At 56.5% G+C, this 13,212-nt stretch carries 14 protein-coding genes; 2 read left to right on the forward strand and 12 right to left on the reverse strand.

The genetic code is table 11. From position 1 onward, the window contains the following. Positions 1 to 1,082: 1,082 nt before the first annotated feature. Positions 1,083 to 1,478 (forward strand): hypothetical protein, encoded by a 396-nt coding sequence (locus ACYJRZ_RS27070; protein WP_459463961.1) that lies wholly within the window; start codon positions 1,083 to 1,085, stop codon positions 1,476 to 1,478. Here ACYJRZ_RS27070 and ACYJRZ_RS27075 read toward each other — a convergent pair. The 9 genes from ACYJRZ_RS27075 to ACYJRZ_RS27115 all read right to left on the reverse strand — a co-directional run bounded on the left by ACYJRZ_RS27075 (position 1,409) and on the right by ACYJRZ_RS27115 (position 9,365). Continuing rightward, positions 1,409 to 1,693 (reverse strand): ArsR/SmtB family transcription factor, encoded by a 285-nt coding sequence (locus ACYJRZ_RS27075; protein ID WP_459463867.1) that lies wholly within the window; start codon positions 1,691 to 1,693, stop codon positions 1,409 to 1,411. The two genes, ACYJRZ_RS27070 and ACYJRZ_RS27075, sit on opposite strands and share 70 nt — an antisense overlap. Before the next feature lie 109 nt (positions 1,694 to 1,802). Then, positions 1,803 to 2,009 (reverse strand): hypothetical protein, encoded by a 207-nt coding sequence (locus ACYJRZ_RS27080; RefSeq protein WP_459463869.1) that lies wholly within the window; start codon positions 2,007 to 2,009, stop codon positions 1,803 to 1,805. A gap of 21 nt (positions 2,010 to 2,030) precedes the next feature. Then, a complete protein-coding gene (locus tag ACYJRZ_RS27085; protein ID WP_459463871.1) occupies positions 2,031 to 2,258 on the reverse strand; it encodes a CsbD family protein in 228 nt (75 codons plus the stop codon). Between the two features lie 296 nt (positions 2,259 to 2,554). Then, a complete protein-coding gene (locus ACYJRZ_RS27090; RefSeq protein WP_459463873.1) occupies positions 2,555 to 3,121 on the reverse strand; it encodes a mechanosensitive ion channel family protein in 567 nt (188 codons plus the stop codon). A gap of 60 nt (positions 3,122 to 3,181) precedes the next feature. Next, entirely contained in the window at positions 3,182 to 4,456 is a 1,275-nt protein-coding gene (locus tag ACYJRZ_RS27095) for a molybdopterin molybdotransferase MoeA (protein WP_459463875.1), read from the reverse strand. Between the two features lie 40 nt (positions 4,457 to 4,496). Next, a complete protein-coding gene (locus ACYJRZ_RS27100; protein ID WP_459463877.1) occupies positions 4,497 to 4,622 on the reverse strand; it encodes a DUF2474 domain-containing protein in 126 nt (41 codons plus the stop codon). After that, a complete protein-coding gene (gene cydB / locus ACYJRZ_RS27105; RefSeq protein WP_459463879.1) occupies positions 4,622 to 5,629 on the reverse strand; it encodes a cytochrome d ubiquinol oxidase subunit II in 1,008 nt (335 codons plus the stop codon). Before cydB ends, ACYJRZ_RS27100 begins: the two co-directional genes overlap by 1 nt. A 2-nt stretch (positions 5,630 to 5,631) precedes the next feature. Beyond that, positions 5,632 to 7,044, reverse strand: a complete 1,413-nt coding sequence (locus tag ACYJRZ_RS27110; RefSeq protein ID WP_459463881.1) for a cytochrome ubiquinol oxidase subunit I — start codon at positions 7,042 to 7,044, stop codon at positions 5,632 to 5,634. Between the two features lie 53 nt (positions 7,045 to 7,097). Further along, on the reverse strand, positions 7,098 to 9,365 hold the full coding sequence (locus tag ACYJRZ_RS27115) for an FdhF/YdeP family oxidoreductase (protein ID WP_459463883.1): 2,268 nt from the start codon (positions 9,363 to 9,365) through the stop codon (positions 7,098 to 7,100). Positions 9,366 to 9,647: 282 nt separating this feature from the next. Here ACYJRZ_RS27115 and ACYJRZ_RS27120 point away from each other — a divergent pair, with 282 nt between their 5' ends. Beyond that, positions 9,648 to 10,574, forward strand: coding sequence for a bestrophin family protein (locus ACYJRZ_RS27120; RefSeq protein ID WP_459463885.1), 927 nt, complete (start codon positions 9,648 to 9,650; stop codon positions 10,572 to 10,574). A 161-nt stretch (positions 10,575 to 10,735) separates the two neighbouring features. Here the strand turns inward: ACYJRZ_RS27120 and ACYJRZ_RS27125 are convergent, their stop codons facing one another. From ACYJRZ_RS27125 to ACYJRZ_RS27135, 3 genes are all read right to left on the reverse strand, one after another. Beyond that, entirely contained in the window at positions 10,736 to 11,560 is an 825-nt protein-coding gene (locus tag ACYJRZ_RS27125) for a family 1 encapsulin nanocompartment shell protein (RefSeq protein WP_459463887.1), read from the reverse strand. A 1-nt stretch (position 11,561) separates the two neighbouring features. Beyond that, the gene (locus ACYJRZ_RS27130; protein ID WP_459463889.1) at positions 11,562 to 12,626 is read right to left on the reverse strand and encodes a Dyp-type peroxidase; all 1,065 of its coding nucleotides are present in this window, start codon (positions 12,624 to 12,626) and stop codon (positions 11,562 to 11,564) included. Between the two features lie 260 nt (positions 12,627 to 12,886). After that, on the reverse strand, positions 12,887 to 13,129 hold the full coding sequence (locus ACYJRZ_RS27135) for a DUF2171 domain-containing protein (protein WP_459463957.1): 243 nt from the start codon (positions 13,127 to 13,129) through the stop codon (positions 12,887 to 12,889). Positions 13,130 to 13,212 lie beyond the last annotated feature (83 nt).

A 13,212-nucleotide genomic window follows, 5' to 3' on the forward strand; every position in this document is an offset into this window, starting at 1 on the left:
GTTTCGACCGTTCATTATGGAGAAAACGACTGAGGGCGCGAACGATAGGTCGGCGGGCACGGGGCGATCATGCGGCGCGTGTTTCGCTCAATTTCACAGTGTAGCCACACCGCTTTAAATGAGTGTGGACGGGCTCGGCATTTAGGCGATGATCCGTGACAGCCGTACCATGACTCTCGCCATGGTACGGGAGATTGGCCCGTTCGCTGCCGGCAACCAAAAGGATGAAACCGATGAAATGTCGGGCGAAGCGGCTGCCCGAAAGTTAGTCTTTAGTGCTCTTGACGGGAATCGAACTATCAACCCGCAATTTCCGGCACGCAATCACTGTTTTTATGATGTAGGCCACTAAAAATAGCTCGCGATGAAGGCTGGGACAACGAAGCTTGGCGCCAGTGGACGTAGTGCCCTTTGTCAAGACTTCCGTGAGTCCGGTCGCGAGCCAAGAGGCGGTTGATCGCGGCGTCTAACCGGGTGTGGTACTAATTGATCTACCGTTATCTCATAGGCATCGCCGGAAGAAGCGTGAGGATATGGACAGGAGGACGGAATATACCTCGGCACATTACAAAGATGATTTCGCGGCATTGCAATAGTTAATAACGCGCTGCAATATGACTGTCACAGATCTCTGCGGTCGGGGTTCGTGCGATGAGGATTTGTATCTATAAGTCGGAGACAGCACCAGAGCTGACCCTCCTGCTGCGAGAAGGATTGCCCCTCCCGCCCGACACCAGAATAGACAAATGGACGAAAATCAAGGTCGTCACAGATGGGGAAATGAGATCAGACCTTTTGGTTGAGATTGGTGGCTCCGGATATGCGTTGGTTCGGCTTGGCGCGACTAGACGACATTAGGCGGTAGCACCCATCTTGCTGTCGCGTTATCACCAAACGACCGTGGCACCGCGGGGCTTCGCCTGCTGGAAAGACGTACACTTGGCACTCACGAGCCGATCGGCGGCAAATTATCCCCCTCGAATTGAAAGCTCCGTTGTTGAATTGATTAGGCCTTGATATTAGAGCCAGCGGATCGTCTATCCGTTGCAGTGACAGCGGCAACGCCCTGAGCGTTATTTGCCATGGTCGGGCTGGACCCGACTTCCAAGCCGCCGCAACGCCGAGAGCAATTCGGTGGGATCGAGCCGGTTGCGATAATCGATATCGATTGCCGCCAGCACCACTTTACCGAGCCGGTCGATGACATAGGTGGCAGGCACCGGGATCATCCACTTGCCAGGTTTGCCGGCGTTAACGGTCCGATTGAACCATCGCCAAATGAAAAAGTGGGTCAGATTCTCGCGATACTCAAAAACCTGCCTGAAAAATCCTCTTATATTCATGGTGGCGTCCGCAGATATGTTTCAGCGGCCGTCATAGTCCAAATGCTCGCGCATTACCGCGGCACTTACCCGCATTTGATGATGTTGCTTACCGCTGAAAGAAGAGCACGCACGGCTGGCGATTCAGAAGAATAATAGATCGTCTGGGCTTCTCTTCGGGTTGAGACGAGTTGCTGCATTCGCAACCGTGATAAGTGCTGCGACACTGACGATTGGCTTAACCCTACATGAGATGCGATGGCGCTGACCGAAGTTTCCCCTTGGACAAGAAGCTGCAAAATCTTGAACCTTATTGGATTTGCTATTGCTGACAGTAGCGCGGCGGAAAATTGAGCCTGTTTTTCGTCCATTCCGGTCACGTCCCTTCGTTCACTCTCAGCAGTTAGCATTGCCAGGATCGTCGCATGCGGCGGAAATTATCTCCTCGCGTATCCGATGGGACTATGATCGATATCTCTATCAGTTCTGATCGCGGCTATCGGCAATAACCTTGTCGATCAGACCTTCATTGCGTCGGATGAACTCATCGCGCGACAGTCCGGAAGCACGCCACGCCGACTGCAGGCCGGAATCTCTGTCAAGCCATTGATCGCGCGTTTGGTGATCGATCTTATGACGCCGAGCGTCCTGTGATCCATGCGATGCTCTGTCATGATCCTTGGACATTTTAGAATCCTCCATACCAAGTTATGCACTCTTGTCTGGCTTACGACCCCACAGCACACGTTGATCAATGGCTTCCTGTGCCCATCTCTCAGCCTCCTTACGAGCCTGCTCCTTGTCAAAACCGTGGAGATTCAACCGCTCTCTGCCGCCATTAATGACATCGATATCATTGTTATTCAGCGTGCCCAAAGTTGCTTCGATTGCGCTCTTGACGGCCTTCCAATTTTTCTCAACTCGATCCCAGCTCATTTCGGCTCCCTCAATTCCTTTAAGTATTAAAGCGTCCGATGCAGAGAAATTAAGATCGAATGCTTTGCAAAATTACATAAGCAAATGACGTGCCATTATATTAATCTATATAAATCAATAGCTTAAATCATACACAATATCTGCGAAGGACAATTTATCGAAACTGGCACGGCCAAAATGTCCTAGGACAAGAACTCAGGCGGCCATCATCTTTGGACGCGACCTTCCTTCCTGGAAAAGCATGACTGCGCGTAAAGCCGCACCTCGTCGCCAGCTTCGCTTCCATTCTCTTATATTCAAGTCTTAGACGAGCTCTCTGAAGAAGCTTGCGACAACTTGATCATCGTCTGTTGCGCCATGGTCGAATTGGCGATGATGATCTGCCGCTGATCGTCAGTTCGAAGAAACGTATAGCCGAGCGAGATATCCTCCACCTCACCCACTTCGAGGCCTGTCGGAGCCTGTATTTGCAGGCGATCGCCACGTCGGAACGGCTTGTAGAGAACAAGACTGATCCCGGAAACAAGATTTCCCAGGGTGGCTTGGGCAGCAAAACCGACGATCACCGACGCCAAGCTTACACCGGCAAGCAAGGCGGTGCCGAGCTTGTTCAAGGCAGGGATCAAGTGGGCGTAAGATGTCGCCAACAGCACCCAGATCAGCAGGACCGCAAGATGGCTCAGAAACGAGAGGGTGATCTCATCGACGCGGGCAGTCTGATCATGACGCAGCACAGCCTGGAAAACTTTTCGCACAAGCCAGGACAGAATCAGACCCTGCGCGATAAAGAACGCGGCCAGCAAAAGAGCACCCGAAATTCGCTCCGGACTTAAGAATTGCATCATCGACAAAGAACGTTCCATTGTTGCCATTCGGTATCGAAACGATCGGGAAATCACATAGGCTCGATTTCAATCGCCACACTAACTGCGCCTGAAAAAGTTCACGTCAATCCGAACACCCGGCTCCATTGCCGGGAGCTCGCTTGGCAATCGGGCAAAGCCTTCAGCCATTGCAATCGCCGAAAGGCTGGCGGATGAGCCTTGTCCCAGAAACACGATAAGCGGAAGGCCATTCGGATTGTAGCCCGCGATACGAAACGGCACGAATTCAGTTCGATCCACCTTCTTGGGATAAGTAGAGGCCGAGAGTGCGGGAAACCATTGTGTGTCGAATTCGCGCATGGCTGCCATTTGGCGCAAGGCAGGGAAAACGATGTATCGCAGGCAGACCAGCGCTGCATTCGGATTCCCGGGCAGACCAGCAAAAAGGCTGATCCCGATGCGGCCGATCTTGAGGGGTTTGCCGGGCCGCATCGCGACCTTCACGACATCCAGCGAGCCGCCGCTTTCAATCACCGCGGCCGCAACGTGATCCTCGTCACCCGCGGAGACGCCGCCAGTGGTGATAATCGCGTCGTAGTTCCGTGCGGCCTTTTGAAGGATCTCTGTTATCAGTTGTCGATTGTCTCGAACGATGCCGATCTCTTCCACCTCGATCCACGCATGTTCCCGCAACATTGCGCTGACAAGAATCCCGTTCGAATTATAGATCTGGCCGTCCCCGAGTGGCGTGCCAGGAGTCCTTAGCTCAGATCCCGTGCATAGGACAGCGACGCGAATTTTTCGGAACACCTCGACACTCGCAGCGCCAGCTCCAGCAAGAAGTGCCAGGCGCTCAGGCGTCAGCACATCGCCAATTTCGAGCAAAGTCTGTCCCTTCTCAACGTCTTCCCCTGCCCTTCTGACATTCTGTCCGGGTCGAGGCCGTTCGAAGATAGTCACGGTATCGCCCGTGCGCTCACATCGTTCCTGCATGACGACCGTATCGAAGCCTGGTGGAAGGGCTGCTCCAGTGAGGATGCGGATGGCTCGGCAAGGGCCTGATTCTGGTCGGATAACTGTACCCGCGGCAACCGTACCGATAATCGGCACTGTCCACGGACCGGAGCCAATCAATTCGCCGGCGTTGATCGCATAACCATCCATAGCCGAATTGTCGAACGGTGGCACTGCGGTTTCAGCTACGGGCGCCTCTGCCAATATTCGACCCGCTGCGGCCAAAAGCTCGAGGTGCTCCGTTTTCATTACTGGCAGGACGAGTGCAACTGCCTTGGCCGCGGCCGCGTCGGGACTAATCGGCACGCTGCTATCACCGGTAGAGCAACTCCTCAGATAAGTCGTCAAATCGTCATCCACGCAAACACTTCCACAAGGGTTCGGCCAACTTCCGCACAGGTCAGCTATCAGTTTTCAGGATGAGCCGAAGCAGGAACGCGACGACAGCCAGGGACATCACGCTGGCAGCCCAGATCGCGATCATCCACCCAAGGCGCTTCCAGATCGAAGAGGTTTCAGCCGGCATCAGTGATATCCGTGCACGCCCGCCTTACCGCGGAAAACCCAATAGGCCCAGGCCGTGTAGATCAGGATGATCGGGATGATGATCATCGCTCCGACCAGCATGAACCACTGGCTTTGCGGTGGTGCAGCGGCATCCCATATCGTTACGGACCGCGGCACGATATAGGGATAGATGCTGATACCGAGCCCGGCAAACCCCAGCAGGAAGATCGCGAGCGCCATGACGAACGGCACCCGCTCCATGCCGCGCTTGAGGCTCCAGAAAAATAGGGCAGCGGAAATCACGACGAGAAGCGGAACCTGCGCCGTCAACAACACTCCCGGCATGGCGAACCAGCGGCGCCAATAGTCGTAAGTGAGAAAGGGAGTGGCAATGCTCACCGCCGCAAGCGAAACAAGCGTTGCGACACCGAGCCAGAAGGCCAGTTTGCGGGCATGGGCTAAGCTGGTGCTTTCCGTCTTCCAGACCAGCCATGAAGCCCCGAGCAGCGCATATCCGATCACCAGCGCGACACCGGTGAGGAGACTGAAGGGGCTAAGCCAATCGAGCCACCCGCCGGCATAGGCCTGATTTTCAACATGGACTCCCTGCAAGATAGCGCCCAGCATGATGCCCTGCGAGAACGCAGCCACCAGAGACCCGAGGGAAAAGGCAGCATCCCAGAATGCTCTATGCCGGGGATGACGCCAACGAAACTCGAACGCCACACCACGAAACACCAATCCCAGCAACATGGCGATGACAAGCGGATAGGTAGCCGGCAGAATGATCGCATAGGCGAGCGGGAAGGCCGCAAAGAGCGCTCCTCCCCCAAGCACAAGCCAGGTCTCGTTACCGTCCCAGACGGGCGCGATCGAGTTCATCGCCTGATCGCGCTCATCGCCCACAGCAAATGTCGGGAACAATATGCCGATCCCAAGGTCGAAACCATCCATGACGACATAGGCAAAGACCGCGAAACCGATGATCATGGCCCAGACGATGGTGAGATCCAGATATTCGGTCATGATCAATCCTCCAAAGGCAGCGCGGCGCCGAGACTTGGGGCGGGCGTGATGCCGGCTGCGCGCTGCGGCACCTGGGGCGGCTCGCCTTCATGCGGTTCCGGTGGCTTGGACATCAGCCGCAGCAGATAGAAAATGCCCGATCCGAAGGCAAAAAAGTAAACGATCACAAAGGCCAGAAGCGAAACCGCGATGGCCGGGGCAGCAAGCGGCGAATGGGAGTCCGCCGTGCGCAACAGCCCGTAGACGGTGAAGGGCTGACGGCCGACCTCAGTCGTGACCCATCCCGCGATTACGGCGACAAATCCCGCCGGCCCCATGCACACGGCGGCGCGATGCAGCCAAACCCATTCGTAGAGCTTCCGTCTGTAACGGGCGAGAAGGCTCCACAGGCCGATGCCGAGCATCGCAAATCCGAGAGCCACCATGATGCGGAACGACCAGAAGATGATAGGAGCCGGTGGCCACTGATCAGGCGGAAAGTCGTTCAGTCCCTGCATCGGCGCGAAAGGATCATGCTTGAGGATCAGCGATCCGAGATGCGGAATGGCAATCTCGTAGCGTACCCGCGCTTCCTCATTGCTCGGCAGGCCGAAGAGGATCAACGGGGCGCCTTCGGCATGTGCTTCATAGTGGCCTTCCATTGCGAGGATCTTGGCCGGCTGATGTTCCAGCGTGTTGAGACCGTGGGCGTCTCCGGCGAAAATCTGGATCGGCGTGACGATCGCGGCCATCCACATCGCCATCGAGAACATCTTCCTGGCCCCGCGATTGGAATAGTCCTTGAGCAGATGCCATGCTCCGACACCGCCAACGACAAAGGCCGTCGTCAGGTAGGCTGCCAGCACCGTATGCACGAGGCGATAAGGGAAACTCGGATTGAATATGATCGCCAGCCATGATCCTCCCGGCACGAACTGTCCGTTCGCATTGATCTCAAAGCCGGTCGGCGTGTGCATCCAACTGTTGACCGAGAGGATCCACGTTGCCGAAATGAGCGTTCCGAGCGCCACCATGCACGTGGCAAAGAAGTGTAACCCTTTGCCGACCTTGTTAATTCCGAAGAGCATGACCCCCAGAAATCCGGCTTCGAGGAAGAATGCCGTGAGGACCTCATAGGCCATTAGCGGACCGATGATAGGCCCTGCCTTTTGAGAGAATACGGACCAGTTGGTGCCGAACTGATAGGACATGACCACACCGGAGACCACGCCCATGCCGAAGACGACCGCGAAGATCTTCAGCCAGTAGCGGTAGAGATTGGCATAGACACCGTCTCCCGTTCGCAACCAGAGCGCCTCGAGCACCATGAGGAAACTCGCAAGCCCGATCGAAAAGGCCGGAAACATGAAATGGAACGAGACAGTGAATGCGAACTGGGCTCTCGCTAAAATCACCGCATCTAGGTTCTCAAACAACGTCCGTCTCCCTGGCTAAGATCGGTTCGAAAGTGCCTGCTCCTGATAGTTGACTATGCAGCCAATACCCTGACAGGGATGGACTTCGCTGCCGGAGTACCGCTGATCTTGTCGTAATATTCGAGCGGAAGAAGCGGGTTGAGCTCCGGGTAATAGCCGGCAACCGAGCCCCGCGGCATCGGATAGTCAAGCACCGTGAGACCATCGACCCGACGCTGCACGCCGTCTTCAGTGATCGTCTCCAAAGAGACGCGTGCGCCCGCTTCGAGGTTGCGTTGCTTCCGATCGTCCTCGTTCATGAACAGGACCATGCGGTCGTTATAGACGCCGCGATAGCGATCGTTGTAGCTGTAGATGGTCGTGTTGAACTGGTCGTGTGAACGCACTGTCGCAAGCCTCAGCATAGCCGGGTCCGCGATCGGTGCATTCACTTCCAGGCCAGGCAGCAGAAGAAAGTTCGCCTTGCCGTTCGGTGTCGGCCAGACAAGCCGGCGCGGCGGAACGTCCAGGTGGAAGCCCTTGGGATTTTTGATCTTCTCATTGAAGTCGGTATAGATTTCGGGATAGACGGCGGCGATCTTGTCACGGATAAGGTTATAGTCCTCGATATAGCTCGCCCACGGGATCTTGCTGTCGGGAAGCGTCGCCATGGCCATGCGGCATACGATCTCCACCTCCGGCTTCAGGTGCTCGCCGGCCGGAGTCAGCACGCCACGCGAGGCCGTAACGTTCGACATGGAGTCCTCGATTGTTACGAACTGTTCGCCGTGCGACGTACGGATCCACTCGGATCTGGCGATGACCGGCAATATGAGCGCTTCCTTCCCATGTACAATATGGCCGCGATTGAGCTTGGTGGTGATGCCGACGGTCAGCGCCAGATTGCGCATTGCCGCGTAGGATCGTTCGGTGTCGGGGATCGCGCGAACAAAGTTTCCACCCATGCCGATGAAGACTTTGGCGGTCCCATTCTCCATCGCCTCCACCGATTCAACCGTATGATGGCCGTGCTCGCGGGGCGGCTCAAAGCCGAAAACGTCTCGGACTTTGTCGAGATAGTCCTGCGTCGGCTTTTCATCGATCCCGACTGTACGATCGCCCTGGACATTCGAGTGTCCGCGGATCGGTGAAATGCCCGCTCCCGGCTTTCCGAAATTGCCCTTCAGCAGCAACAGATTTGCGACCTGCTGCAACAGACGCGACCCATCCTGATGCTGGGTGAGCCCCATGCCGTAGCAGATCATCGTTGCTTTCGAACGGATATAAATTTCGGCGCAACGGCGGATCTGGTCTTCATCCAGTCCCGACGCCCTGACAAGTTCGGGCCAATCATGGGTCATCACCTCGTCGCGAATGGCGTCGAGACCAACCGTGTGCCTGGCGATGAAGTCATGGTCGAGGATCGTCTGGCCCTTGGCCTCGCGCTCGAACATCACGCGCATGATGCCTTTGAGGAAAGCGAGGTCGCCGCCGATTTTCATATGGACGAATTCGCTGGCGATCGGAGTGGAGCCGAATGTCGCCATCTGGATCATATCCTGAGGTTCGGTGAAGCGTATCAGCGCACGTTCCGGCATGGGATTGACGGCGACGATCGGAACGCCGCGCTTTCGTGCTTCAACGAGATTCGTCATCATGCGCGGCGAGTTCGTGCCGGTGTTCTGGCCGATAACGAAGATCGCCTCGGCATGTTCGAAATCCTCGAGAATCACCGTGCCCTTGCCGACGCCGATCGCAGGCGGCAGACCGCGGCTCGTGGGCTCATGGCACATGTTGGAGCAGTCCGGGAAATTGTTGGTGCCGAACGCCCGGATGAAGATGGCGTAGAGGAAGGCCGCTTCGTTCGGTGTGCGCCCCGAAGTATAAAATTCGGCCTGATGCGGGCTCTCGAGCGATCTGAGATGCTTGCCAATCGTTGCAAAGGCGGTGTCCCAGTCGCAGGGCACATATTTGTCTGTCGCGGCGTCGTAGCGCATCGGCTCCGTCAAACGGCCCTGCATCTCGAGCCAGTAGTCCGACTGTTCCATGAGCTCGGAGACCGTGTGCTTGGCGAAGAAGTCCCGCGTGACCCGGAATTTGGTCGCTTCATGCGCCAGTGCCTTGGCACCGTTTTCGCAGAATTCGAGCGTCTTCTTGCAGTCAGCATCCGGGAAGGCGCAGCTTGGACATTTGAAACCACCAGGCTGGTTCATGGCAAGGAGCGCGCGCGACCCCTTGGTCACGACACTTTGCTCCAGCAGCACTTTCGCTGTCGCAGCCGCGGCCCCCCATCCACCCGCCGGATGGTGATAGGTTTTATACTCCGCTTTCTTGTCACTCATAGCCCACACTCCGCCGCTGTATCACTATTGCCAGTAGAACACGTTATCTCCTTGTTTTCCATGGACAATTTGTCTCGCCCCCAGGGACAATTTGTCCATTTTGCGGTGGGTTCTTCTTGCTAAGCCTTTGACAATGCTATCCAACCGAAATGGTACGGTTCTTGCAGAGCGAACCTGGTGCGAGACGCGAGATGTTTCGCTCTCCCTTGCTGCAGTGAAGTCACTCGTCTTCGCCGCAAAACGCAATTCCACAGCAATCAGGCCATGGCAGTCAGGTAAGACATGATCGTCCGAGAAACCCCGAACCTGCTCCGTCTCTTCCTTGAGATTCGAGGATCGGTGATCAGACGCATCTATCCCCGCGTCCTCATCGTCATGTTCATGTCGGCGATCGTCGTCTGGGCGCACACGCGACACCCCGCGCTGGTTCCGCTGGTCGACGGGGCTCCATTTTACCTGATCGGCCTCACACTCTCCATTTTCCTCGGGTTTCGCAACAACGCCTGCTATGACCGCTGGTGGGAAGGACGAAGGCTCTGGGGTCATCTTATCGCACATAGCCGCGATCTCGCCCGTCAGACGATCATTTTGCTGCAGAGCGGCGATCAAGCGACCAGAGAGCGTGAACGGCTGATCCGGCTGAACATCGTCCTTGTCGAGGATCTGGTACGCCACCTGCGTTACGGAGATCGGTTAGGCGATAATGTCGAAACCCTGCTCTCGAATGAAGAAAGAGCCAGGCTCCTCAAAGCATTCAATTCGCCCAACTATATCCTGCAGTTGATGGGTGAATGTCTCGCCGCCCTTTCCGCTAAAGGCTACCTCACGGACATTGAATTTAGCATCCTCGACCGCACGATCTCGGGCATGAACGAAGTCATCGCTGGCTGCGAACGCCTTCGCAATACGCCGGTTCCCTACGGCTACACGCTTCTGCTTCACAGAACAGCTTACCTCTTCTGCTTCCTCCTGCCGTTCGGTCTCGCCAATATGCTCGGACCGATTACGCCGCTGGCCGCCGGCATCATCGCCTACACATTTTTCGGGCTTGATGCTCTTGGGGATGAATTGGAGACGCCATTTGGGACCATGCCCAATGACTTGCCGATTGCTGCGATCGCCAAGTCGATCGAAATTACCTTGAGAGAGGCTTTGGGAGAGGAAGATCTTCCGGAAATGCCTGTGCCGGTGGAATCGATCCTTCTCTGATGCTTTGAAGACTGCGGATGGATGTCATCCTGCATGGGTCATGCCTGTGCATCGGCCGCCGCTTTCTGCCCCGCGAAAATCCATTGAGCGAGGATAGCTTGCCTCGTAAAACCCGGGAGGAGGCAAGCCGCTCCATAGTCACATCCGCCCTTGGCAGTCGCCTACGCGCTCTTGCCCCCCTCAGCCTGCGCAGGCAGCAAAGCGATCGCCGCTTCGGCGGTCAGCATCCGGAAGGTAAAGCTTTCCTGGAAGTAGAGTTCGACTGCCGTCGCCGAATGGCTGAGATAGCCGATGGAGATGTCCTGGCCGAGATCGAGCTCGAAGTCTCCGCCCCGGGTCGTCAGGACGAAGCCGCCTTTTATTGCAGGCGCCCAGATGATCCCGCCATCGACAACCTTTTCGATATGATGGAACACCGGGTAGCCTTCGTCACTTCCGCCGCTTGCGGCGGTATATTCTTCTTCGCCAAGGACCAGCGCATACGGACCTTGAACGCCCGCGAGACGCAACTGGCTGACAGCTTTCGCAACGACATCGGGATAGTTCTTGAGGCTCGGAGGAAGGTTCAGGGCAGTATTACTGCTGCCCTCACGAATTCCCTGGATGCCGGCCACGGCGAAGCCGTCAAAGACGGCGCGGTCTTCGCTGAAGGCCAGCTTGCGGGCGGCCTCCTTGACCGGCGACCAGTCGGAATCCTCCGATCCGCGCTCGACATCGTCGATCGCGGATCGCGAAAGTTCGAAGGGAACGCGCAGCTCGACAACCGCCTTGACGTCACGCAGGGAGGCCTGGACGCCCTCGCCCGGGCTCGTAACCTGTTTAAGGTGCCCCGTGCCGGTGGCGGAAAATTCGGCGCCCTTCGGACCGTCGACATCCACCACACGCCGTGCGGCTAGGTGACGCTTGAGCGTCCTCTTCGCTTCTTCCTCGATCTGCTCCCATGCCTTGGCCGAGATAGGTGCGAGGTGTCTGTGAAGATTGTCCATGTCAAACCTCTTTCTTTAGGGAACCGATCCCGAGGGAGCCGTCCGTATTTTCATTCCGGGGAGCGGAGTTCGTATTGTCTGATTGAACTGTGGAAGCAGCTTCGGCAACCGGTGGAGGGGTTGCATCGGGCTCGACATTGTCAAGAAAGGTTGCCGACGGGACGAAGAAGAGGCTGCCGGTAATCGCCTGGCTGACGTCAAGCAGACGATCGTAGTTTCCCGGCGGACGGCCGACGAACATATTGACGAGCATCTGTTCCATACGCGCCGGGGATCGGGCATAGCCAATGAAGTAGGTCCCGAATTCACCCTTCCCGACATCGCCAAAGGGCATATTATCCCTGACAATATCGAGCTCCTCGCCGTTCTCGACGATCGTCGTCAGTGCATTGTGTGCGTAGCTCGGTTTGACGCTGTCATCGAGCTCGACGTTGGAGAATTTCTTGCGGCCAACGATACCCTCCTGGACTTCGATGGGTATAGCGTTCCATTTGTTCAGGTTGTGCAGGTATTTCTGGACGATCACATAGCTGCCGCCGGCAAAGGCCGGGTCTTCGTCGTCGATGATCGCGGCATCGACCGCTGCCTGATCGACCGGGTTTTCCGTCCCATCGACAAAACCGATCAGATCGCGGTCGTCGAAATAGTTGAAGCCCTGGACCTGATCTGCGGTTGCCACCGCATCTCCAAGCCGCGACATGATCTCCATCGCGAGCTCGAAACAGAGATCCATGCGGGCAGCGCGAATGTGAAAGAGCACATCGCCCGGAGTGGAAACCGCGTGATGCACACCGTGGATTTCCTTGAAAGGGTGCAGATCTTTCGGCCTTTGCCCCTCAAACAGGCGATCCCACGCGTCGGATCCAAAGGCCATCACGCAGGATAATCTGCCCTCCAGATCGCGGAACCCAACCGCGCGAAGCAGTCCGCCAAGATCGGCGCACAGCGATCGTACGGCTCTTTCGTTGTCCGGGCCGGGATTGATGGTCAGAACCAGAAAAATCGCCGCGCGCGTCAGGCGGGCAACAACAGGCTGTGGGATTGGTTTTGTTTCGTCTGCCACCATAATCCGTCCGTTAAATCTTTCAAATGTCGCGCCTGGCATCAGGGTGAGGAATGACATTAACGCACACAGTTTTTGGTCTTGGGATTTCTACCTCAATTTGTAGGAGCGCGCGCCTGTGCCGGCAAGAGCACCGCCCTCGACAATGAGATAGTCCTCACGAATAGGCTTCGCGCCACAATAGTCCTGCAATAATCAAGCGTGCCTCATTGCGATCGATCGCCCCGGGCAGCCGCCACGAGGCAATCGATCAAAAGCCGCGATCACTCATTCTCCGGGACGGGACGGCCTGACCGCTCTTCCTCGAGCGTCACGGCAATATCGGCGTTCGCGGAAAGGCGAACCTTGTCCCCTTCCACGCCCGCGACGAAACCAAGTTCGATGTAATGATGATGCCTCCCCTTGTGAAAAGCGTCGCCGCTGTCGCTTTTGATGAGCTTGATGCGATTACCCTCCAGTTCATCAACGGTCCCGACATGGACGCCATCGGCGCCAATTACTTCCATTCCCTTTTTGATTTGATGACTTGTCACTCTTCTTCTCCTTTGGTGGTGGACTGGGGCCCAGTCGGTTGCACTTGAAACAGCGT

The sequence above is a fragment of the Rhizobium sp. No.120 genome (assembly GCF_054558365.1).